Origin of the sequence: Actinomadura luzonensis, assembly GCF_022664455.2 — a bacterium.
Lineage (GTDB): Bacteria > Actinomycetota > Actinomycetes > Streptosporangiales > Streptosporangiaceae > Nonomuraea > Nonomuraea luzonensis.
Map to the genome: position 1 here is coordinate 3,586,495 of NZ_JAKRKC020000001.1, position 20,276 is coordinate 3,606,770.

Here is a 20,276-nt window from a genome sequence, read left to right on the forward strand (position 1 = left end):
CCGAGACCTGCACGGATCCGCTTTCCCGGCTGCTGTCGGCGTCGAGGATTCACGCGGCATGGTCACGCCGATCGTGGCCGGTGACATTGCGGACTTCGGCGATCAGACGCGTGATCAGAGACTGGGGGGCGCCGTCGTTCCACACGACGGCGAGGTCGAAGCGCTCGGCATCCGCGATCGGGATCCAGCGCAGGTTACCGATGGGTATCAATGCGCGCAGCGGTTGCGGGGCGAGCCAGATGCCGCGGTCTCGGCCGACTTCCAGCAGGCAGTCCTCCACGCTGGGCACGATCGGGCCGCGTGGTGCGGGGCTGCCACCGGGCCGGGGGTCGGCGAGCCAGAACCGTTCCGCCTCCGAAGAGGTGAGGACATCCGGACGTAGGACCGGGTCGTCGGCGAGGTCGGCGAGGGTCACGGCCGGGCGGTCGGCCAGGCGATGGCGGGTGGACACCACCACGGCTCGGGGATCACTGCGTACGACCGCGTGATGCAGCCCGGCACCGCCGATCGGCAGCCACATGAAGGCCGCGTCAGCACGCCCGTCGCCGAGCAGTTCGAGCTCGTGCCTCGGGGTCGGCACGCCGTGCAACGTCACTTCCAGCCCGGGAACCGCCGCCTCGAGGGCGTCGGCCACATCGGCGGCGAACATGGAGGCGGCCGCGGGACAGCAGGCCAGACGCAGGGTGCCGGCCTGGGCGGCGGCCGCCGCACGCACCCGTTCGGCCAGGTGGGCGACGTCATCGAGGACGGTTGCGCCCGATGCGGCGAGTTCCTCCCCTGCGGGGGTGAGCAGAACGCCGCGTGAGGTGCGCACCAGCAGAACGACGCCCAGGGAGCGCTCCAACTGCCGTACGTGCGTCGACACCGCCTGCTGCGTCAGGTGGAGCACCGTCCCGGCCCGGGTGATGGACCGCTCCCGCGCCACGATCAGAAACGAACGCAGGTGCCGAAGATCGATGTCCCTCATGGTGATCACACTAGCGGCCACAACAAATCGGCGGTGCCGGGCACAATGCTTCGTTGTTTCCGCAGGCGGCGGTGCCGCGTCCAGAATCGTGCCGTCGGCCGCGACGTCGTGGTGCCGGGCCCGGCCCTGCGCGAACCGTCCCGCGCCGCCGGACTCCAGGGCCCGTGTCAGGAGCCCAGGCCTTCTGTTGCGGTGCCACTGAGGTGCCAGGCGTTGCCCGGCCCGGGAGCCATCGCATCCGAGATCAACGCAATGACGAGAGAGGTTCAGTGAGTACGATCGATCACCTCGCCCTCGGGGCGGACATGCGTCACCTCCTGGAGCGCCAGGCCGTGGTCGAGGTGTGCACGCGGATGGCGTGGCACGCCGACCGGCGCGAGTGGCAGGCGCTGGAGGCCGTGTTCGCCGATGAGGTGCGGCTTGACTACACGAGCCTGAACGGCGGCGAACCGGCCGTGTTGTCGCCGCGGCAGATCGTGGACGCCTGGCGTCAGGTGCTGGGCGGGTTCGACGCCACCCAGCACCTGATCGCCAACCACCTGGTGACGCTGGAGGGCGACACCGCGGTGTGCACCGCTTCCTTCCAGGCCACCCATCGGCTGGCGGACCCGTTCGGGGCACCGCTGTGGACGCTGGGCGGCTTCTACCGGTTCGACCTGATCCGCGCCGCCGGCGGCTGGAAGATCAGCGGCGTCGTGATGACGGCGGCCTGGGCCGACGGCAACAGGGACCTGATGGCGCGGGCGGCGCGATGATCCGTCGGCACAGCGCCCCGTCGCCGCCCGTGTCGCAGCCCTCAGCGGCGTCGTGAAGAACCGGGCGGGGCCATCACCTACGCCGACCTCACCCATCCAGCTGATCATTGAGAGAGGACCGTCAGTGACGACCCAGCACAGAGTTACCTTTTCCAGCGGTACGGCCACCTTGACCGGCAACCTGTTCCTGCCCGGCTCTGCGACCCCGGCCCCGGGGATCGTGGTGGCCGGCACCTGGACCAGCGTCAAGGAGCTGATGGCCGACCGGTACGCCGAACGGCTGGCCGACCGCGGGTACGCCGCCCTGTCGTTCGACTTCACCGGCTTCGGCGAGTCCGGAGGCGAACCGCGCGACGTGGAGGACCCGGCGCGCAAGGTCCGCGACATCCAGCAGGCGGTGACGTTCCTGGCGGCCCACCCGGCGATCGACGCCGACCGGCTGGGAGCCCTGGGGGTCTGCGCCGCCGCGATGTACATGGCCGACACCGCCGCCCACGACCCCCGCATCGGCTCCCTTGCGCTTGTCGCGCCGTGGCTGCACGACGCTGCCATCTGCGCGGCCGCCTACGGGGGCGCGGACGCGGTCGCCGAGAAGATCAAGATCGCCCGGGAGGCGCACGCCCGGTTCGCGGAGACCGGCGAGATCGACTACGTCCCGGTGGTCAGCGCCACCGACCCACGCGCGGCCATGCCCTACGACATCGACTTCTACCTCAACCCGGCCCGCGGCGGCATCCCCGCCTGGCCCAACCGGTTCGCCGTCATGGCCTGGGAGGACTGGCTCACCTACGACTCCATCGCCCTGGCGCCGCAGATCACCCAGCCCACCGTGCTCGTGCACAGCCAGGACGCCGCCATCCCCGACGGCGCCCGCCGTTTCCACGCCGGGCTCGCTGGCCCCAAGGCCATCCTCTGGGCGGAGGGCACCCAGTTCGACTTCTACGACCAGGAGCCACAGGTCACGCTCGCGGCGGACACAGCGGCCGCTCACTTCGGAAGGACCCTGCGATGATCCTTGTCACCGGAGCCACCGGAAATGTCGGCGGCGAGGTCGTCCAGGCACTCCGCCGGGCCGGAGCGCCGGTCCGCGCGCTGGTGCGTGAACCCGCCGATCTCCCGGGCGAGCAGGCTGTCGGCGATCTGGACGAGCCGGACTCGCTCGCGCCCGCGCTCGACGGCGTCCGCGGGGTGTTCCTGCTGCCCGGCTACCGCGACATGCCAGGGCTGCTCGCCCGGATGCGGCGGGCGGGTGTGGAACGGGTGGTGCTGTTGTCCAGCCTGGCCACCGTCACCGCCGACACCCGCAACGCCATCTCCGCATTCATGATCCGTTCCGAGACGGCGGTCCGCGAGTCCGGTCTGGCCTGGACGTTCCTGCGTCCGAACGCCTTCATGTCCAACGCCCTGCGCTGGCTGCCCCAGCTGCGCGAGGGCGACGTCGTCAAGGACGCCTTCGGCGACGTGCCCATCGCCTCCGTCGACCCCTACGACATCGCAGCCGTTGCCGTCCGGGCCCTGCTCGACCCCGGCCACGAGGCGCGCGTCCACGAGCTGAGCGGCCCGGAACGGCTCCTGCCCGCCCAGCGCCTGGCCATCCTGGCCGAGGTGCTCCACCGCGATCTGCGCTTCCACGCCCTCACGGACGAGGAGGCCCGAGCCGACATGTCCGGACGTATGCCGGAGGAGTACATCCAGGCGTTCTTCAGCTTCTACAGCGACAGGACCCTGGACGAGTCCAAGATCTACCCCACCGTGGAGCAGGTGACCGGACATCCGCCTCGCACCTTCGAACAGTGGGCAAAGGCCCACGCGGACGACTTCCGCTGAATCTCCTGTATCCCAGCATCACGAAAGCTCCAGATGAACCAGAGACTGCGGCGCCTGCTGGCCGCGACCTCCGCCGCCGCATGCTTGACCGCCTGGGCGGCGGGCTGCTCGAACGATGACAAGCCCGAGGCGCCCGACGCGAAGACCGGGCAGCCGGGACGCTTCGCCTCCCCCGACCCGGGCTCCGTCAACACCTACTGGATCCAGGCGCCGGAAGGCCTGGTCCTCGTTGACACCCTGCGCACGCCGGCCGACGCCCGGCAGGCGATAGCGGAGATCAGGAAGACCGGCCAGCCTGTCGCCGCCATTCTGCTGACCCACGCCCATCCCGACCATGTGGGCGGCACCGGCGCCTTCCACGAGGCCTTTCCCAAGGCGCCCATCCACGCGTCCAAGGCGACCGACAAGGCGATGCGGGAGGACAAGCGCGGCTTCTACCCTCTGGCCCGTTCGGCCAACGCCGCCTTTCCCGCCGGCCTCACCTACGCCGACCGGACCTTCGAGGACGGCACGCCGGTGCGGGCCGGTGGCCTCCGCTTCGAGACCGCCGCCTTCGCCGAGGGCGAGTCCGACACCGCGACCGTCTACTACCGCCCGGACACCGGCGACCTCTTCTCCGGCGACCTGGCGACCAGCAAAGTCACACCTGCCCTGATCGAGGGCAACAGCTGCGGCTGGCTCCAGATCCTCGATCAGCTCGGCAGGCGCTTTCCCGAAGCCAGGACGATGTACCCGGGGCACGGTGCCCCGGGCGCGCCCCGGGAGATGATCGACGAGCAGCGCCGATACCTGCAGCGATTCCGTGCCCTCGTTCGCCCTGCCCTCGCCCCGGACTCGCCCGAGGGCGGAACGGTCACCCCCGACGAGCGGAAGTCGATCATCACCGAGCTGGACCGCGCCTACCCGGGCCATCCACCGGTCGCGGACCTGCCGACCATCGTGCAGGAGAACCTCAAGGCCGTCGCGCGGGAGTTGTCCGCCGAAGATCCCGCGAAGGTCCCCGCCGCCTGCTCGGACAAGCCGCAGGAAGGCACCTTGCTGGCGCCGGTGAGCGCCTATGTCGACGCGGTCAACGGCGGGAACCTTGACGCGTTAGCGGCAACGTTCGCCGCGGACGCGCAGGTCATCGACGTCGGACGGCGCATCCAGGGCCGCGCCGCGATCCGCGCCTGCGCCGCGAACGAGGTCATCGGCGGCACACTGACCGTCATCCGGGTCGCCGAGAACCGGTCCGGCCACCAGCGCCTCCTGGTGCGCTTCGCCCCTGGCGGCACGGGTGGATTCGACTTCATGCAGCCCAGGAGCCCACCTGCACCGACCGTGACCTCTTCACCTTGTACGCCGGCCAGGACGGCAGCGGACCTTCCCCGCCTGTCGGTAGTTTCGCATCATGTCCGATGCCGACTTCACCCCCCTCCGCGTCACCTACCGCTCGCCCACGCTCGGCCGCACTCAGATCCGGGACTGGGCGAGAGCGAACGGCTACCCGGTCAGTGAGCGTGGCCGGCTGGCCGCAGAGATCACCGAGGCCTTCTTCGCCGCCCATCCCGAGATCCTTGAGCAGGCCGAGACGTTCGAGATGGTCCGCGCCACCGCGAGAACCCCCGGCGTGTCACCGGAGGATTACGGGTGGCACGAGGGCAGCCCACTCGGCGACATCTACACGATCGTCTTCGTCCGCGGGCTCGACGAGCGCGAGGTGCTGCGCCGCCTCGGCGCCGCGGACGAGAACATCCGGATGATCGCCGATGGGGAGCACACGTATCCGGGGGGACCTTGGATCATCACCGTGGTGCGCCTCGGGGAGTGGACCGTCGCGATCGCGGACCGCGGCCTGCGCGGCCCGCGACAAGAGGTCTTGGGCGCCCTGTCGCGCGACGGCGGCGAGGCCGTGGCGGTGCAGCGGCATGACTACGCCCAGCACCAGGTCAGCCATGCCGTGGACGGCCGGCTCAGCACCGTCGTCAACCCTGGGTTTCCCATCGACAGGGACGGCGCGAACCCCGACGGGCTCAATCGTCACCTCCGTGAGCTGGGCATCGATCCTGCCGCCGCCGACCACATCGACAACCCAATCCCGACGGCCCTGGCGCTGGCCGGTCGCATCACCGGCGTCATGGTGAGCCCGCAACACCTTCGCCGCCCCATCCTGGGCGCCGCCCTGCCCGGCGGCTCCTGATCCGCATGAGTTTGTCGAGACAGCGGACGGCGATCGCCAGGTCGACGTGTCCGCCACCGGGCCGGAGCGCGCGTGGGCGGCCTGGACCAGGGTCCCGACGGGCGGGACGGCCAACGTGGGCGTGCGGTCGCGGGCGTCGACTCGTCAGGCCAGGCGGCCGTCCGGCAGTCGGGAAGGCCGGCCATCCCCAGCACTTCCGACCTGTGGGCCGTGGGCTCCTTCGGCTGGGGCGATGAAGAGCGGGCTTGAGCGGAGGTGGCGGGCGATGTCCTGCTCCCATGACCGCAGGAAGTCCGGGTAGCGCTCGGCGAACTCGCGCAGCGGGCCCCGCTCGTCGGGGGTGAGCGCGGTCAGCTCGTACGTGACCCGCACGGTGGTGCCGCCGTGCTCGTCCGGGTCGAGTTCGACGGTGACGGTGCCGGCGCGGGAGCCGGGCGTCACCCTGGCGTAGGAGACGCGCCGGCCGGGCTCGCGCGCGGTCACCACCCAGACGGTGCGCTCGCCGTGCGCGCTGGTCTCGAAGACGGTGCCGGGGGCGGAGTCGTCGCCGGGCGGCGCCGGGAAGCGGGGCCGCCAGCCGGGCACCCACCGCTCCTCGCCGCGCGGCGTGAACAGCGTGAACGCCTCGCCGGGCGGCAGCGGGACCGTCAGCCGTCCGGCGAGCGTGTGCTGGGCGCCGCTCATCGCTCGGTCAGCCGGTGGGCGTCGGCGGAGGTCAGGGTCAGGCCGTAGACGGCCTTGAGCTGCTCGATCCTGGCCAGCGTCTCGGGGGTGAAGGGCGCCTTGCCGTCGAAGGCGTGCAGCGCGATGCCCTCCACCAGGTCGCCGAGCGAGATGTCGAGGTACTCGGCCAGCCCTTTGAGGACCTTGAGGACGTTCTTCTCGAGCCGCAGGCCCGTCTGGACACGTTCGACTGTTACCACAGTAACATGGTAACACGCTCAAGGCGGCTCGTGGTCCCGCCCTTCCGCCCCGGCGTCGCCCCGGCCGTGTCCGGATGCGGCCATTGCCCGGGGCTTGGCGGGGAGTGAGGGCGGGCATACCGTCGCCTTCTCGGGTCCTTCCGTCATGGGCGGGGCCGGTCGGGAGCCCCCGGCTCAGTCCCGTCGTCCCATGGAGGCAGGATGCGATTCCGGCATGCTCTCGGCCTGATCGCTCCGGGCGCCCTCGTCCTGGTCAGGATTCCTCCCGCCACCGCGCAGGGGTTCTCGTACGAAGATCTCAAACCGTGGCGGCGACGTCCGGCCTCGGGGGTGCTCGGCGATGCGCTGGGCGAGCAGCCCGGCTGCGGCGGCCCCGACGGCGCCCTGTACGTGGTGTGGGCCAACCTCGACACCGCACCGGCCGGCCCGGCCGACAACCATCCGCAGGTGCTGCCGGCCAACAGCCGCAACTCCCGCGAGGCGAACGGCCGCGTTCCGGCCGGGTTCACCGGCCCGCTGGGCGACGCGCTCCGCATCGGCGTCAGGAGCGGCGGCCGCGACAACGGCGTCGTCGTCCCCGAGGTGCCGCCCCGCGCCTGCACCGCGCCCGCGCCGCCGCGTGCCGGGAGCCGACCCGGCACGCCCTCCCCCGTCCACTTGGAGGTGGACCTCATGCACCTGCTCACCCGACGCGCAGGAGCCGCCGTCACCGCGGCTGTCGCGACCCTGCTCCTGACCACCACTCCCGCGCTGGCGAACGTCCCGGTGACCGAGATCGGGGCCGACACGTTCACGAATGCCACGAGCCAGCACCGCACCCAGGTCGAGCCGGACACCTTCCAGTTCGGCACGACCATCGTCGCCGCGCAGCAGACCGGACGGTTCTTCGACGGCGGCTCCTCCGACATCGCCTTCGCCACCTCGACGGACAACGGCGCCACCTGGACCCGCGGCAACCTGCCCGGGATCACGACCTTCGCCGGGGGTTCGTTCAACCGGGTCAGCGACCCGGCGGTGGCCTTCGACTCCCTGCACAACGTCTGGATGATCTCCACACTGGGCCTGACCGACACCGGCGGCGTCGTGGGCCGGGCCGTGCTCACCAGCCGGTCCACCGATGGCGGCCTGACCTGGGGCAACCCGGTCGTCACCGCCAACGCGACCGGGTCCGCCAACCTGGACAAGAACTGGATCGCCTGCGACAACACGGCGGCCAGCCCCTTCTTCGGCCGCTGCTACACCGAGTTCGACGACAACGGCGCGGGCAACGCCGTCCGGATGGCCCGCTCCACCAACGGCGGCCTGAGCTGGACCGTGGTCAGCACCTCGGTCACCGGCCTCGGCGGGCAGCCGGTGGTCCGGCCCAACGGCACCGTGCTGGTGCCCTACCTCAGCAACAACAACCAGATCCGCTCCTTCCGCTCCATCGACGGCGGGGTGACCTGGCGGGCCAGCGTGCTCGTCTCGGCCGTCCAGCAGCACACCGTCGCGGGCGGGCTGCGCACCTCGCCGCTGCCGTCGGCCGAGATCGACTCGGCCGGCACGGCGTACGTGGCCTGGCAGGACTGCCGCTTCCAGTCCGGCTGCGCCGGCAACGACATCGTGCTGAGCAAGTCCACCAGCGAGACCACCTGGGGCGCCGTCACCCGCGTCACCAGCGACGGCGGTGACCACTTCATCCCGGGCATCGGCGTCGACCGCACCACCTCGGGCGGCGCCGCGCGGGTGGCCGTCACCTACTACCGCTACCCCGTCTCCGCCTGCACGGCCGCCACCTGCCAGCTCACCGTCGCGGCCACCTCGTCCGTCAACGGCGGCGCGAGCTGGGCGGCGCCCACCCAGATCCAGGGGCCGATGACGCTGTCCTGGACCGCCGACACCTCGCAGGGCCGCATGGTCGGCGACTACATCTCCACCTCGGTGGTGCCCGGCGGGAACGCGTTCGCCGCGTTCGCCGTGGCCACCGCGCCGACCGGCGGCACGTTCAACGAGAACACCTTCACCGTCACCGGAGGACGCCCGGTCGCCGGCGCCGCCGCCACGGCGCGCGCCGCCGACGTACCGGTGGCGACGGGCGAGGCGGTCGCGGAGACCGCGCGCACCGCACGCTGACCGCCTGGTGACGCCCCGCCCCGGGGCGTCACCCCGCGCGCGGAGGCGCCGGGGACGATCAGCCCGGCGGGTCGAGGTCGAGGTTGGCGAGCTCGGTCCGGGTGGTCACGCCGAGTTTGGGGAAGGCGCGGTACAGGTGGTGGCTGACCGTCCTGGGGCTGATGAACAGCTGGGCGGCGATCTTCCGGTTGGTGGCTCCCGTGGCGGCCAGCCGGACCACCTGGAGTTCCTGCGGGGAGAGCAGGGTGATCGCCGTGGGCGCGCCCGCGCTGACCGTCTCCCCGGCCGCGCGCAGCTCGGCGCGGGCGCGGTCCGCCCAGGGCGCGGAGCCGGCCCGTTCGAAGGTCTCCAGGGCGGCGCGCAGGCGGGTGCGGGACTCGTTCCTCCTGCGGGCGCGGCGCAGCCACTCGCCGTAGAGCAGGTCCGTGCGGGCCCGCTCGAAGGGCCTGTTCGCCTCGGCGTGCGACCGTACGGCCTGCTCCCAGTGCCACCCGGCCTCCTCGTCGGGAGCGAGAAGGGCGCGGCAGCGGTGCAGCACGGCTTCGGCCCACGGCTGACGCGCGGCCGTGGCCCAGGACTCGAAGCGGGCGAGCGGTTCCACGGCGCGCCCGGCCAGGCCGAGCCGGGCGGCGGCCTCGATCTGGTCGGGGGCGAAGTAGATGGGCATGATCTGATGCCGCAGCGGCCCGCGGACGGCGGCGTCGAAGCGTTCGAGCGCGTCCGCGAAGCGGCCCTGACCGAGATCGAGCAGGCCGAGCGCCCATTCGGCCCAGCCGACGATCGTCGCCGCCGGATGGGATTCGTGGTGCGCGATCGTGCGTCCGGCCAGCTCACGGCAGTCCAGTTCGCGGCCCTGGGCGGCGGCGACCAGGGCCATGGCGCTCTCGAAGTGCGCGACGCGGTGGGTCTGGCCGATGTCGGTGGCCAGCCGGCGGCCTTCGGCGGCGGTCGTGACGGCGTCGTGGAACCGGCCGAGGTACATCTGGTGGATGGCCAGCACCGCCAGGGCCAGCGTCAGCAGCCCGGCCATGCCGTCGGCCCGGCATTCCTCGACCACCGACTCCGCGATGGCGATCCCGTTGTCGAAGTCGCCCGAGATGCCGGCCAGCGAGCAGATGCTGATCCGCAGGGCCGTCATCCCGGCGGGGACCGCCGTGGCCAGGGCGATCAGCTCGCGGAAGGGCGGCAGCGCCCGCTCCAGGTCGCCGGCCAGGAAGTCGGCCATCGCGCGGGCGGCCCGGACGAACCCGTCCACCCCGTCCTCGGGCGTCAGCGGCAGCTCCGCGAGCCGCGCCGCGCCCTCGGCGACGAAGCCGGGCTCGCTGACGTACCAGGCGTTGCGCACCGCGTCGAGCAGGAGGAGCGCCGCCTCCTTCCGGTCCAGCCCGGCGACGGACAGGGCGCCGTCGACGAGGATCCGGTGCGCGTCGTGCACGATCCCCCGGTCGAACGCGATCCGGCCGCGCAGGCCGGCCAGCCTGGCCAGGGTCAGCGGGTCGCCGCCGAGCCGCCGCGCCTGCTCGGCCAGGACCTGCGCGTGCTCCAGCGCCCCGGCGTCGGCGGTGGCCTCGGCGGCCAGGGTCAGCCGCCGGGCGCGCTCGCCCAGGCCGGGGGTGAGCCGGGCGGCCAGCCCGGCGGCGGCGGCCGCCGCGTAGCCCGCCCTTTCGCGGGCGCGGCCGGCCGCCTGTTCGAGCGCGGCGGCGACGGGTCTCGTCGCGGCCGGTGACGGCGGCCGCCAGGTGCCAGGCGCGGCGGTCGGCGTCCTGGTCGTCATCGAGCGCCCCGGCCAGCGCGCGGTGGGCGGCCACGCGTTCGTCGTAGGCGGCCCGGCCCACCGCCGCGGTACGCATCAGCGGATGGCCGAAGGACAGCCGCCCGCCCGCGGTGGACAGGAACCCGCGCGCTCGGCCGGGCCGAGGGCGGCGGCGCCCACGCCGAGCGTCCCCGCCGCGCGGACCACGCCGTCCAGGTCGCCGGCGTCGTCCAGGCCCGCGACCAGCAGCATCGTCTGGGTGCCGGGCGGCAGCACGGCGATGCGCGCTTCGTAGGCCTCCTGGATCCGGCGGGGCAGCGGCAGCGGCTCCTGAGCGTCCGGCACCTGGGGCAGCTCGATCAGCGCCAGCGGGTTCCCGCCGCTCACCGCGAGGACCTGCGCCCGCACGGCGGGGCCGAGACCGGGCGCGTGGTCGCGCAGCAGGTCGTCGGCGGCCTGCCGGTCGAGGCCGGTGAGCCGCAGGTCGGGCACCCCCGGCGCCTCGAAGGTGTCCCTGGCCGCGAAGATCAGGGCGATGCCCTCCGCGTGCAGGCGCCTGGCCGCGAACAGCAGCGCCTCGGCCGAGGAGCGGTCCATCCACTGGGCGTCGTCGACCAGGACGAGCAGCGGGCCGTCCTCGGCCAGCTCGGTGAGCAGCGACAGCGCGGCCAGGCCGATGAGGAACCTGTCCTGCGCTCCCGTGGCGAGGCCGAACGCGCCCTCCAGCGCCCTCGCCTGCGGCTCCGGCAGCTTGCCCAGGCGGTCGAGGGCGGGACGGAGCAGCAGGTGGAGCGCCGCGAAGGGCAGCTCGGCCTCGGTCTCGATGCCGGTGCCGCGCAGTTGCCGCAGGTCTTCCGCCAACTCCGCGGCGAGGCCGAGCAGCGCGGACTTGCCGATCCCCGGTTCGCCCCGGATGATCAGGCTCCCGCTCCGGCCGTCCTTGGCCTGCGCGATCAGGGCCCTGATCGTCGCCTGTTCTCGCTCTCGTCCCCGCAGCATCAGTCAATCATCCGATACCGGACGTACAGCTTCATCCCTACCGTCATACACATGGATCACTCGATCAGGGGGGACGCCGCATGTTCATCGACGTGCCGGGAGGCCGCCTGGCCTACGACCTCCACGGGGAAGGCCCGCTCGTGGTGTGCGTACCCGGCCTCGGCGACACCCGCGACGCCTACCGGTCGCTGCGCCCGATCCTGGTGGAGGCGGGCTACCGGGTGGTGACGATGGACCTGCGCGGCCACGGCGAGTCGTCCGCGGGGTGGAGCGACTACTCCCAGCCGGCGGTCGGCGACGACATCGTGGCCCTCCTGGAGCACCTGGACGCGCCCGCGGCCGTCCTGCTCGGCAACTCCTACGCCGGAGGCGGCGTCATCCACGCCGCCGCCGACGCCCCCGAACGCGTCGCCGGCATCGTCGCGATCGACGGGTTCATCCGCACCGTCGCGGTCAGCCCCGCCGACCGCGCCCGCGTCCGGCTGCTCGTGTCGTCCCCCTGGCTGTGGGGCGCCTACTACGCCCTGTCGCACCCGAGCGCCAAGCCCGCCGACCTCGGCGAACACCGCGCCAGGCTGGTGTCCATGCTGCGCGACCCGCGGCGGCGCGCGGCGATGCGGGGCATGCTGCTCGACCACGGCCCGCAGGCCGAAGAGGCCATCCCGCAGGTCCGCTGCCTGTCCCTGGTCCTCATGGGCGCCAAGGACCCCTACTTCCCCGACCCGGCGGTGGAGGCGCGGGCCCAGGCGTCGCTGCTGCGCGGGCAGGCCGTGATGATCGACGACGCCGGCCACTACCCGATGTCGGAATTCCCCGGCCGTACGGCACAGGCCGTCCTGCCCTTCCTCAAGAACGTCTTCTGACCCGCAGAGAGAAGTCACATGAAACTCGCCCCTCACCTGCACCGCCTCGGCAACGACGTCGTGGCCTGCTACCTCGTCGACACCCCCGAGGGCATCACGCTCATCGACGCCGGGCTGCCCGGCCACTGGCAGGACCTGCAACGCGAGCTCCGCTCCCTGGGCAAGTCCGCCGACGACATCCGCGGCCTCGTCCTGACCCACGGCGACGCCGACCACCTCGGCTTCGCCGAACGCCTGCGCGGCGCGCACGGCGTACCGGTGTTCGTGCACGCCGCCGACGCGGTGCGCGCCCGCACAGGAGAGAAGCCCAAGACCGCGCTCGGCCCCCTGCGGCTCGGCCCGGCGCTCGGGTTCTTCGGTTACTCCCTCCGCAAGAACGGCCTGCGCACCCACTACGTCAGGGAGGTCACCGAGATCGCCGACGGCGACGTCCTGGACCTGCCCGGGCGTCCGGTGATCGTGGGGATGCCGGGGCACTCGCCGGGAAGCGTGGCGGTGCACGTCCCGCTCGCCGACGCGGTCTTCGTCGGCGATGCCCTGACCACGCGGCACGTCCTCACCGGACGCACGGGCCCCCAGCCGGCGCCCTTCACCGACGACCCGGCCGAGGCGCTCTCCTCCCTCGACCGCATCGCCGGGCTGTCGGCGTCCTGGGTCCTCCCTGGCCACGGCGCTCCCTGGCGCACCTCACCGGCCCAGGTGCGCCAGGCGGTCCAGACCGCCGGCCGCGCCTGAACCCACCCGGCGCGGACGGACGGCAGGGCACCTCCGGTCACCGCCGCTGCGGGCAGTCGCGCGGGCCGGCGCTCCCGCTCCCGCCGGTCACGGTGACCTGGTCGGGGCTCGCCCGCACGCCGGCGGCCGCCGTGCAGACGATCTGCCGCACGCCCAGCGCGGACAGCTCGCCGGCCGCGACGGACGGGGTCACCACCAGGCCGCCCGCCGGCTCGGCGCGGGTCACCGAGAACGGGCCGGCCCCGGACGGGACGTCGGTGGTGAGGCCGCGCCGCCGCTCCCGCGTGGTGGGGCCGGCCGCCAGCAGCGCGAGCGTGTCCGCCACGGACAGCGGGCCGGCGGTCCGCGTCACCGCGCTGAGCCGGCCGTCCTTGACCAGGTAGAGGGTGATCATCGTGGCCGGCAGGGCAGGCTCGTTCGGCGGGGCGCCGGGCGTGGCCGTCGCGACCGCCACGGCCGGCGGCCGGCCCGCGTCGATGGCGTCGCTGGGCCGCACGCCGCAGCCGCCCAGGGCGGCGAGCGACGCCAGGGCCGTGAACGCGGCGAGCAGCAGGCGGGTCGTGCTCATGCGGAGTCCCCCGTCTCCGGGTCGGGTGTCCGGCACGGCAGGCGCAGCGTGAACAGGGCGCCGCCGTCCGGGGCGTTGGCGACGGTGAGGTCGCCCCGATGCAGCCGCGCGTTCTCCCGCGCGATGGCGAGGCCGAGGCCGCTGCCCTCGGACCTGGCCCTGGCCGCGCTGGCCTTGTAAAACCGGTCGAACACGTGCGGCAGCGTCGCCTCGTCCAGCCCTGGCCCGTGGTCGCGCACCTCCAGGGCGATCCAGTGCGGGCCGGCGGACAGCCGCACCGACACCGGCGGCTCGCCGTGCCGCAGGGCGTTGCCGACCAGGTTCGCGAGGATGACGTCGACCCGGCGCGGGTCCAGCCGCGCCGTCACCGCGGGCGGCAGCTCCGTCTCGACCTGCTCCGACCAGCCCCGGGTCCGCAGGGTCGCGCGCACCAGGTCGGCCACGTCCACCTCGTTCAGCGCGAGGGCCGCGACGCCGGAGTCGAACCTGCTGATCTCGATGAGGTCGTTCACCAGGGCGGTGAGGTTGAGCGTCTCCTGGCTGACCAGCCTGGCGGCCCGGCCGGCGGGCTCGGGCAGCCGGGACGCCTCCTCCTCCAGGATGTCGGCGACCGCGGCGAGCGCGGCCAGCGGGGTGCGGAGCTCGTGCGAGACGTCGGCCACGAAGCGGCGGGCGTCGGCCTCCATCTCGCGCAGCTGCCTGACGTGCCGTTCCAGCTCGGCCGCGGTGTCGTTGAACGTGCGCGCCACGTCGGCCAGCTCGTCGGCGCCGCGCACCGCGATCCTGGTGCGCAGCTCGCCCTGGCCCAGCAGGCGGGCCGCGCGGCCCAGCTCCCGCACCGGGACGAGCACGCCGCGGGTGGCCAGCAACGCCAGGACGACCGCGAACGCCAGGGCCGCCCCGCCGGTCACCCAGGCGCGGGCGGCCAGCAGGTCGATGCTGCGCTGCTCGGCGAGCAGGCTGCGCGCGGCGTAGACCTCGGCGCCGGACGCCCGCGCCGTCCCGTCCGGGCCGCTGACCAGCAGCGGCGCGCCGAGGATCAGCCAGGGCGTGTCGTCCCGCACCACCCGCTGCCAGGCCAGCCGGCCGTCGGCCACCATCTGCCGCAAGTCGGCGGGGATCGCCCCCAGGCCCAGGGCCAGCACCCGCCCTCCCGGCCGCCAGCGCTCCGGCGGCGCGACCGGCGTGTGCCAGTCGCCCCGGACGGCGACCGCGAACTCCACGTTGGCGTCGTCGGGCAGGGCGGTGGCGACGGCGATCAGCTCGGCCGGGCCCGGCGTGGCGTCGGGCAGCGGGTCGAGCGCCTGCAGGCGGCCGCGCAACGTCTGCACCGAGGCGTCCTGGGCGCGTTGCAGGATGTCGTTGCGGGCCTGGACGTACATCGCGCCGGCCACCGCCGCCGTGGTGACCACGCACAGCAGGGCGAAGGCGGACAGCAGCCGGGCCCGCAGGCCCAGGCTCGGCCAGGGCCGCGCCGGCCGGCTCAAACCGGGCCGAACCGGTACCCGAACCCACGCACCGTCTGCACGTAGACCGGCGCGGCCGAGTCGTCCTCGATCTTGGCGCGCAGCCGCTGCACGCACGCGTCCACGAGCCGCGAGTCGCCGAAGTACCCGTGCTCCCACACCGACTCCAGCAGCTGCTGGCGGCTGTGCACCCGGCCGGGCGTGCCGGACAGTTCGAGCAGCAGGCGCAGCTCGGTCGGGGCGAGGCTGACCGGGACGCCGCGCCGGGCCACCGTCAGCGAGGCGCGGTCGATGGTGAGGTCGCCGTGCCGCTCCAGCTCGGCCTGGTCCCGGCCGATGCGCCGCAGCACGGCCCGGATGCGGGCGTCGAGCACCCGGGGCTGCACCGGCTTGACGACGTAGTCGTCGGCGCCCGCCTCCAGGCCGGCGACCACGTCCATGTCGTCGCCGCGCGCCGTCAGCATGATGATCGGCACCTCGCCGACGGCCCGGATGCGGCGGCACACCTCGAACCCGTCGATGCCGGGCAACATCAGGTCGAGCACGACGACGTCGGGCAGGTCCGCGCGCAGCCGGTCGAGCCCCTGCTCGCCGGAGCCCGCCGCGCGCACCCGGTGCCCGTGCCGGGTCAGGGCCAGCTCCAGCCCCTCCCGTACGGCCGGGTCGTCCTCGATCAACAGCACCCGGGACGTTCCGCCGAGTTTCACCACACGCTCCGTCACTGGCCCGCCGGTCTGCACATCACTCCATGGTGGGCCGGGCCTGTCCCCACCTCGTCAGCGTACTGTCATGGTCGTGTCACGGTCGCGGGCGGCCAGGCGGTCCAGGCGGGCGTACTGGCCGGCGGTCAGGGTGAGCCGCTGCGCCGCGACGTTCTCCTCCAGGTGCGCCACGGACGTCGTGCCCGGGATGGGGAGGACGGCCGGCGAGCGGTGCAGCAGCCAGGCGAGCGCGGTCTGGGCGGGGGTGGCGCCCAGCTCGGCGGCGACCTCGGCCAGCGGGCCGCCGGGCGCGGCGTGCTCGCCGACGGCGATCGGGAAGAACGGCACGAACGCCAGCCCGTGCTCGGCCGCGTGGTCGAGGACCTGCTCGTGGGTGCGGTCGGTGAGGTTGTAGAGGTTCTGCACGGCGGCGACGGGGGCGACCGCGCGGGCCTCCTCGAGCTGGGCGACGCTCACCTCGGACAGGCCGATGTGCCGGATCTTGCCCTCCTCGCGCAGCCGGGCCAGGGCGCCGACCTGGTCGGCGAGCGGCACTTGCGGGTCGACGCGGTGCAGGTAGTACAGGTCGATGACGTCGCGGCGCAGCCGGCGCAGGCTCAGCTCGGCCTGCTGGCGCAGGTACTCGGGGCGGCCGAGCGGGATCCACTCCTCGCGGCCCGGCCGGGTCACGCCGCCCTTCGTGGCGATCACGACGTCGGCGGCGTACGGGTACAGGGCCTCGGCGATGAGCTCCTCGTTGGCGCCGAGCGCGTACGCGTCGGAGCTGTCGATGAGCTGCACCCCCAGCTCCACGGCCCGGCGCAGGACGGCCACGGCGGCCGCCCGGTCGGCCGGCGGCTCCCAGACGGTGCCGTCGGCGGCCAGCCGCATCGCGCCGAATCCGATGCGGCCCGCGTCGAGGTCCCCGATGCGCATGATGACTCCTTCAAACGATTGAGCGCTCAAGTGAGCTTTCAAGTGTGGACGCTACAGCTCCTCCGTTGAGAGTTCAAGTTAGGATGGCGGGCGTGGAGACCCGATGGCTCGACGGCGACGAGCAGCGCACCTGGCGAGCGTTCCTGTGGACGACCCGGCTGCTCACCGACGCCCTCGACCGGCAGTTGCAGCGCGAGGCCGGCATGCCGTACACGTACTACATGATCATGGCGACGCTGGCGGAGGTGCCGGGACGGCGCATGACCATGACGGACCTGGCCACGCTGGTCTACTCCTCGCTCAGCCGCCTGTCGCACGCGGTGGCCAGGCTGGAGGAGCGCGGCTGGGTGCGCCGCTCCCCCAACCCGGACAACCGGCGCGTCACGTTCGCGGAGCTGACCGTCGAGGGCCTGGCCGTCCTGGAGCGGGCCGCGCCCGCGCACGTGGCCGAGGTGCGCCGGCACCTGCTGGACCCGCTCACCGGCGAGCAGGTGGCGCAGCTCCGCGAGATCATGAGCCTCCTGTGGGAACGCCTGGACCCGACGCCCGGCCGCCCCGGCCCGTACCCCGAGATCTTCGGGCCGGACGTGTGATCCCGGCCCGGCGGAGGTACGCTGGTGGCAGGTGAGCCGGGAAGCCTGGTCGGCACGTCCAGTCCGCGACGAGACGACGAGGATGTGCCCCGTGGCCCCACGCACCCCGTGCCCCATCGAGGTCGCCCACCTGAGCAAGCGCTACGGCCCCGTGCGGGCCGTCGACGACGTCACCCTGCGCGTCGAGCGGGGCGAGATCTACGCCCTGCTCGGCCTCAACGGCGCCGGCAAGACCACCCTGATCCGCATGCTGCTCGGCATGATCGCCCCCACGGGCGGCACGGCCCGCGTCCTCGGCGCGGACGTTTCCGCCGGCGACCGGTCGGCCTGGGCGCGGGTCGGCTACCTGGTGGAGGCGGCCGCCGCCTACCCGGAGCTGACCGTCCGCGAGAACCTGGACGTCGTCCGCCGCCTCCGCCGCCTGCCCGCCGGTCCCGGCGACATCATCGACCGCCTCGCGCTCGGCCCCTACGCCGACCGGCGCGCCCGCACCCTGTCGCTCGGCAACCTCCAGCGCCTGGCCCTGGCCAGGGCCCTCATCCACGCGCCCGGCCTGCTCATCCTCGACGAGCCGGTCAACGGGCTGGACCCGGCCGGCGTCGCCGAGATCCGCGCCCTGCTCGCCGGGCTGGCGGAGCGGCAGGGCACCACCGTGTTCCTGTCCAGCCACCTGCTGGCCGAGGTCGCCCGCCTGGCCACCCGCGTCGGCATCCTGCACCACGGCCGCCTGGTCGGCGAGCACGATCCCGGCCACCTGGACCGGCACCGCCGCCGCCGGCTGCGCCTGGCCACCCGCGACGACGCGGCCGCCGGGGCGGTGCTGCGCGCCCACGGCTACCGTCCCGAGCCCGCCGGGCCGGCCGGGCTGCTGCTCGCCGACGACCGCGCCCTGGCCGAGCCGGAGCGGGTGGCCGCCGTCCTGGTCCACGGCGGGGTGCCGCCCGCCGAGCTGCGCCTGGAGGAGGAGGACCTGGAGTCGTTCTTCCTGCGTACCGTCGCGGCGCGGGACGCGGAAGGCGAGCGGTGATGCGCGCGGCGTTGTGGGCCGAGCTGCTGAAGGTGCGGCGCAGCCGGCTGCCCTGGATCACCGCGCTGGCCTTCACCGTGGCCGCGCTGGTGTGCGGGATGTTCATGTTCATCCTGGTCGACCCCGCGCGGGCGCGGGCGTTCGGCCTGCTCGGCGGCAAGGCGCAGCTCTCCGGCGCGAGCGCCGACTGGCCCGGCTACCTCGCGCTGCTCGCCCAGGCCGTCGCGGTGGGCGGGCTCGGCGTGTACGGGCTGGTCGCCATCTGGCTGTTCGGCCGCGAGTTCAGCGACCGCACCGCCACCGACCTGCTGGCCCTGCCCACCTCCCGCACCGCCGTGGTGGCGGCCAAGTTCGCCGTCGCCGCGGTCTGGGCGCTGCTGCTGGCCCTGCTGCTCGCCGGTCTCGGCCTGCTGATCGGGGCGGGGCTCGGCCTGCCCGGCTGGTCCGCGCCCGCCGCGGCCGCCGGGGCCGGGCACGTCCTGGCGGCGGCCGGGCTGGCCGCGCTGACGACCACGCCGCTGGCGCTGGCCGCCAGCGCCGGGCGCGGCTACCTGGCCGCCGTCGGGGTGCTGTTCTGCGTCATCTTCGCCTCCCAGGTCATCGCCGCGCTCGGCTACGGGGCCGTCTTCCCCTGGTCGGTGCCGGGCCTGTACGCCGGGATCGCCGGGCCGGGCCAGGAGCCGCCCGGCCTGCCCGGCGTGCTCCTGGTCGTGCTCACCGGGGCGGCCGGGGCGGTCGCGACCGCGCTGTGGTGGGAACGCGCCGACCACACCCGCTGACCGCGCCGGCCACCCGCCCCGGCCGCGACGGAGCCCCGTGCCGCCGCCCGTGCCGCCGCTCGTGCCGCCGCCCGGGTGGTCAGGGCCGTGCGACGTGGGCGGCGACGGCCCGCGCGCACTCCAGCGGACCGGCGTGCGTGGTGTCCACCTCCACGTCGTAGGCCACGCCCTGGTGGACGGCGGCGGCCTGCGACGCGGCCATCCCGGCCGGCCGGTCGCCCCTGGCCGCCTCGCGGGCCGCGGCCACGGCCGGGTCGCAGCGCACGCCGACCCACAGCACGGCCAGCCCGGCCAGGGCGTCCTGCCAGCGCCGCCGGGACGCCGCCTGGCCGATGAACACGTCGTCCACGACGACCCGGGCGCCCGCGCGGGCCATCGCGGCGATCCCCGCCGTCCAGGCCCCGTCCATGACCGCGAACTCGGGGCCGACGTTCACGCTGCCGTCCGCGCCGATGACGAGGCCCGCCTCCGCGTCCCGCATCGCCGGCGGCAGCGCCTCGACCAGCGTGTCGACGGAGAAGGCGAGCCAGGGGTCGGGGAGGATCGTCTGCAGGGCCCGGGCGATCGTGGACTTGCCCGAGCTGGAGCCGCCGTTGAGGACGATCACCTGAGTCATCATCGCGCCATCCTAGGAGACCCGGTCAGGCCTCGACGTGGCCGAGCTGCCGGAGCTGCGTGAGGACGTCCACGATGCCCCACAGGTCGGTGATCCGGCCGTCGGCGAAGCGGACGATGAAGATCTCGTGGTAGGAGACGGGCCGCCCGGTCGGCGGCGCGCCCCGGTACTCGCCGGAGTTCGTGCCGGTGACCGTCTGCCGCACGACGACCTTGTCCCCGGCGGCGATCAGGTCATCCAGCGCCACGCGCAGGTCGGGGAAGGCGCGCAGCAGCACCTCCCACACGCGCCGCTGCGCCGGCACGGCCGGCACCGGCCCCTCGGCCGTGTGGAAGCGCGCGTCCGGGGCCATCAGCTCCTCGACCGTCTTGACGATCACCTCCAGGTCGCCGCTGTTGATCGCGTCGTGGAAGCGGTGGTACGTCTCCTCGTTGCGGATCTCCTGTGCCGTCGCCATGCCGGGCCTCCAAGCTCGTG

The 20,276-nt window shown here is 73.9% G+C and carries 22 protein-coding genes; 11 read left to right on the top strand and 11 right to left on the bottom strand.

All coding sequences use genetic code 11. The features are described 5' to 3' along the window. Positions 1 to 49 precede the first annotated feature (49 nt). The gene (locus tag MF672_RS17550) at positions 50 to 967 is read right to left on the bottom strand and encodes a LysR family transcriptional regulator (protein WP_242381952.1); all 918 of its coding nucleotides are present in this window, start codon (positions 965 to 967) and stop codon (positions 50 to 52) included. A 269-nt stretch (positions 968 to 1,236) separates the two neighbouring features. Here MF672_RS17550 and MF672_RS17555 point away from each other — a divergent pair, with 269 nt between their 5' ends. The 5 genes from MF672_RS17555 to MF672_RS17575 all read left to right on the top strand — a co-directional run bounded on the left by MF672_RS17555 (position 1,237) and on the right by MF672_RS17575 (position 5,728). After that, a complete protein-coding gene (locus tag MF672_RS17555; RefSeq protein ID WP_242381953.1) occupies positions 1,237 to 1,722 on the top strand; it encodes a nuclear transport factor 2 family protein in 486 nt (161 codons plus the stop codon). 124 nt (positions 1,723 to 1,846) lie between these two features. Continuing rightward, on the top strand, positions 1,847 to 2,734 hold the full coding sequence (locus MF672_RS17560; RefSeq protein ID WP_302893228.1) for an alpha/beta hydrolase: 888 nt from the start codon (positions 1,847 to 1,849) through the stop codon (positions 2,732 to 2,734). Then, a complete protein-coding gene (locus MF672_RS17565) occupies positions 2,731 to 3,549 on the top strand; it encodes an NAD(P)H-binding protein (protein WP_242381955.1) in 819 nt (272 codons plus the stop codon). Before MF672_RS17560 ends, MF672_RS17565 begins: the two co-directional genes overlap by 4 nt. Positions 3,550 to 3,582: 33 nt before the next feature. Beyond that, positions 3,583 to 5,046: an MBL fold metallo-hydrolase gene (locus MF672_RS17570; protein WP_242381956.1), complete on the top strand. Its 1,464-nt coding sequence runs from the start codon at positions 3,583 to 3,585 to the stop codon at positions 5,044 to 5,046. Then, the gene (locus tag MF672_RS17575) at positions 4,940 to 5,728 is read left to right on the top strand and encodes a DUF6461 domain-containing protein (RefSeq protein ID WP_242381957.1); all 789 of its coding nucleotides are present in this window, start codon (positions 4,940 to 4,942) and stop codon (positions 5,726 to 5,728) included. Before MF672_RS17570 ends, MF672_RS17575 begins: the two co-directional genes overlap by 107 nt. 144 nt (positions 5,729 to 5,872) lie before the next feature. Here the strand turns inward: MF672_RS17575 and MF672_RS17580 are convergent, their stop codons facing one another. After that, entirely contained in the window at positions 5,873 to 6,412 is a 540-nt protein-coding gene (locus MF672_RS17580) for an SRPBCC family protein (RefSeq protein WP_242381958.1), read from the bottom strand. Next, positions 6,409 to 6,651 carry a hypothetical protein gene (locus MF672_RS17585; protein ID WP_242381959.1) on the bottom strand — a complete coding sequence of 81 codons (243 nt, stop codon included), beginning with the start codon at positions 6,649 to 6,651 and terminating at the stop codon, positions 6,409 to 6,411. The genes MF672_RS17580 and MF672_RS17585 overlap by 4 nt, the downstream gene beginning before the upstream one ends. Before the next feature lie 201 nt (positions 6,652 to 6,852). Here MF672_RS17585 and MF672_RS17590 point away from each other — a divergent pair, with 201 nt between their 5' ends. Beyond that, positions 6,853 to 8,763: a sialidase family protein gene (locus tag MF672_RS17590; RefSeq protein WP_242381960.1), complete on the top strand. Its 1,911-nt coding sequence runs from the start codon at positions 6,853 to 6,855 to the stop codon at positions 8,761 to 8,763. A gap of 58 nt (positions 8,764 to 8,821) precedes the next feature. On the opposite strand, the gene MF672_RS17595 is transcribed toward MF672_RS17590, so the two are convergent. Both MF672_RS17595 and MF672_RS17600 read right to left on the bottom strand, forming a co-directional pair. After that, complete coding sequence (locus MF672_RS17595) at positions 8,822 to 10,537, bottom strand: helix-turn-helix domain-containing protein (RefSeq protein WP_247815276.1); 1,716 nt, start codon at positions 10,535 to 10,537, stop codon at positions 8,822 to 8,824. 75 nt (positions 10,538 to 10,612) lie between these two features. Then, on the bottom strand, positions 10,613 to 11,515 hold the full coding sequence (locus tag MF672_RS17600) for an AAA family ATPase (RefSeq protein WP_247815277.1): 903 nt from the start codon (positions 11,513 to 11,515) through the stop codon (positions 10,613 to 10,615). Between the two features lie 80 nt (positions 11,516 to 11,595). On the opposite strand from MF672_RS17600, the gene MF672_RS17605 reads away from it, so the two are divergent. Both MF672_RS17605 and MF672_RS17610 read left to right on the top strand, forming a co-directional pair. Then, entirely contained in the window at positions 11,596 to 12,378 is a 783-nt protein-coding gene (locus MF672_RS17605) for an alpha/beta fold hydrolase (RefSeq protein WP_242383511.1), read from the top strand. 18 nt (positions 12,379 to 12,396) lie between these two features. Next, positions 12,397 to 13,113 (top strand): MBL fold metallo-hydrolase, encoded by a 717-nt coding sequence (locus MF672_RS17610; RefSeq protein ID WP_242383512.1) that lies wholly within the window; start codon positions 12,397 to 12,399, stop codon positions 13,111 to 13,113. 37 nt (positions 13,114 to 13,150) lie between these two features. Here the strand turns inward: MF672_RS17610 and MF672_RS17615 are convergent, their stop codons facing one another. The 4 genes from MF672_RS17615 to MF672_RS17630 all read right to left on the bottom strand — a co-directional run bounded on the left by MF672_RS17615 (position 13,151) and on the right by MF672_RS17630 (position 16,784). Next, on the bottom strand, positions 13,151 to 13,681 hold the full coding sequence (locus MF672_RS17615) for a hypothetical protein (RefSeq protein ID WP_242383513.1): 531 nt from the start codon (positions 13,679 to 13,681) through the stop codon (positions 13,151 to 13,153). Then, positions 13,678 to 15,168 carry an ATP-binding protein gene (locus MF672_RS17620; RefSeq protein WP_242383514.1) on the bottom strand — a complete coding sequence of 497 codons (1,491 nt, stop codon included), beginning with the start codon at positions 15,166 to 15,168 and terminating at the stop codon, positions 13,678 to 13,680. Before MF672_RS17620 ends, MF672_RS17615 begins: the two co-directional genes overlap by 4 nt. Next, positions 15,165 to 15,854: a response regulator gene (locus MF672_RS17625; RefSeq protein ID WP_242383515.1), complete on the bottom strand. Its 690-nt coding sequence runs from the start codon at positions 15,852 to 15,854 to the stop codon at positions 15,165 to 15,167. Before MF672_RS17625 ends, MF672_RS17620 begins: the two co-directional genes overlap by 4 nt. A 69-nt stretch (positions 15,855 to 15,923) precedes the next feature. Further along, positions 15,924 to 16,784 (bottom strand): aldo/keto reductase, encoded by an 861-nt coding sequence (locus MF672_RS17630; protein ID WP_242383516.1) that lies wholly within the window; start codon positions 16,782 to 16,784, stop codon positions 15,924 to 15,926. 92 nt (positions 16,785 to 16,876) lie between these two features. Here MF672_RS17630 and MF672_RS17635 point away from each other — a divergent pair, with 92 nt between their 5' ends. The 3 genes from MF672_RS17635 (at position 16,877) to MF672_RS17645 (ending at position 19,183) form a co-directional block, all read left to right on the top strand. Further along, entirely contained in the window at positions 16,877 to 17,377 is a 501-nt protein-coding gene (locus MF672_RS17635; protein ID WP_242383517.1) for a MarR family winged helix-turn-helix transcriptional regulator, read from the top strand. A 91-nt stretch (positions 17,378 to 17,468) separates the two neighbouring features. Then, on the top strand, positions 17,469 to 18,404 hold the full coding sequence (locus MF672_RS17640) for an ABC transporter ATP-binding protein (RefSeq protein ID WP_242383518.1): 936 nt from the start codon (positions 17,469 to 17,471) through the stop codon (positions 18,402 to 18,404). Then, the gene (locus MF672_RS17645; protein ID WP_242383519.1) at positions 18,404 to 19,183 is read left to right on the top strand and encodes an ABC transporter permease; all 780 of its coding nucleotides are present in this window, start codon (positions 18,404 to 18,406) and stop codon (positions 19,181 to 19,183) included. The genes MF672_RS17640 and MF672_RS17645 overlap by 1 nt, the downstream gene beginning before the upstream one ends. 79 nt (positions 19,184 to 19,262) lie before the next feature. Here the strand turns inward: MF672_RS17645 and cpt are convergent, their stop codons facing one another. Both cpt and MF672_RS17655 read right to left on the bottom strand, forming a co-directional pair. Then, entirely contained in the window at positions 19,263 to 19,802 is a 540-nt protein-coding gene (gene cpt / locus MF672_RS17650) for a chloramphenicol phosphotransferase CPT (RefSeq protein WP_247815278.1), read from the bottom strand. Between the two features lie 22 nt (positions 19,803 to 19,824). Further along, entirely contained in the window at positions 19,825 to 20,256 is a 432-nt protein-coding gene (locus MF672_RS17655) for an ester cyclase (RefSeq protein ID WP_242383836.1), read from the bottom strand. Between the last annotated feature and the right edge of the window lie 20 nt (positions 20,257 to 20,276).

Excerpts from the sequence above, each read along its gene's own strand:
- MF672_RS17550 (WP_242381952.1), bottom strand. The coding sequence starts at position 967 with ATGAGGGACATCGATCTTCGGCACCTGCGTTCGTTTCTGATCGTGGCG.
- MF672_RS17565 (WP_242381955.1), top strand. The coding sequence starts at position 2,731 with ATGATCCTTGTCACCGGAGCCACCGGAAATGTCGGCGGCGAGGTCGTC.
- MF672_RS17570 (WP_242381956.1), top strand. The coding sequence starts at position 3,583 with ATGAACCAGAGACTGCGGCGCCTGCTGGCCGCGACCTCCGCCGCCGCA.
- MF672_RS17575 (WP_242381957.1), top strand. The coding sequence starts at position 4,940 with ATGTCCGATGCCGACTTCACCCCCCTCCGCGTCACCTACCGCTCGCCC.
- MF672_RS17580 (WP_242381958.1), bottom strand. The coding sequence starts at position 6,412 with ATGAGCGGCGCCCAGCACACGCTCGCCGGACGGCTGACGGTCCCGCTG.
- MF672_RS17590 (WP_242381960.1), top strand. The coding sequence starts at position 6,853 with ATGCGATTCCGGCATGCTCTCGGCCTGATCGCTCCGGGCGCCCTCGTC.
- MF672_RS17595 (WP_247815276.1), bottom strand. The coding sequence starts at position 10,537 with ATGACGACCAGGACGCCGACCGCCGCGCCTGGCACCTGGCGGCCGCCG.
- MF672_RS17600 (WP_247815277.1), bottom strand. The coding sequence starts at position 11,515 with ATGCTGCGGGGACGAGAGCGAGAACAGGCGACGATCAGGGCCCTGATC.
- MF672_RS17605 (WP_242383511.1), top strand. The coding sequence starts at position 11,596 with ATGTTCATCGACGTGCCGGGAGGCCGCCTGGCCTACGACCTCCACGGG.
- MF672_RS17610 (WP_242383512.1), top strand. The coding sequence starts at position 12,397 with ATGAAACTCGCCCCTCACCTGCACCGCCTCGGCAACGACGTCGTGGCC.
- MF672_RS17615 (WP_242383513.1), bottom strand. The coding sequence starts at position 13,681 with ATGAGCACGACCCGCCTGCTGCTCGCCGCGTTCACGGCCCTGGCGTCG.
- MF672_RS17630 (WP_242383516.1), bottom strand. The coding sequence starts at position 16,784 with ATGCGCATCGGGGACCTCGACGCGGGCCGCATCGGATTCGGCGCGATG.
- MF672_RS17645 (WP_242383519.1), top strand. The coding sequence starts at position 18,404 with ATGCGCGCGGCGTTGTGGGCCGAGCTGCTGAAGGTGCGGCGCAGCCGG.
- cpt (WP_247815278.1), bottom strand. The coding sequence starts at position 19,802 with ATGATGACTCAGGTGATCGTCCTCAACGGCGGCTCCAGCTCGGGCAAG.
- MF672_RS17655 (WP_242383836.1), bottom strand. The coding sequence starts at position 20,256 with ATGGCGACGGCACAGGAGATCCGCAACGAGGAGACGTACCACCGCTTC.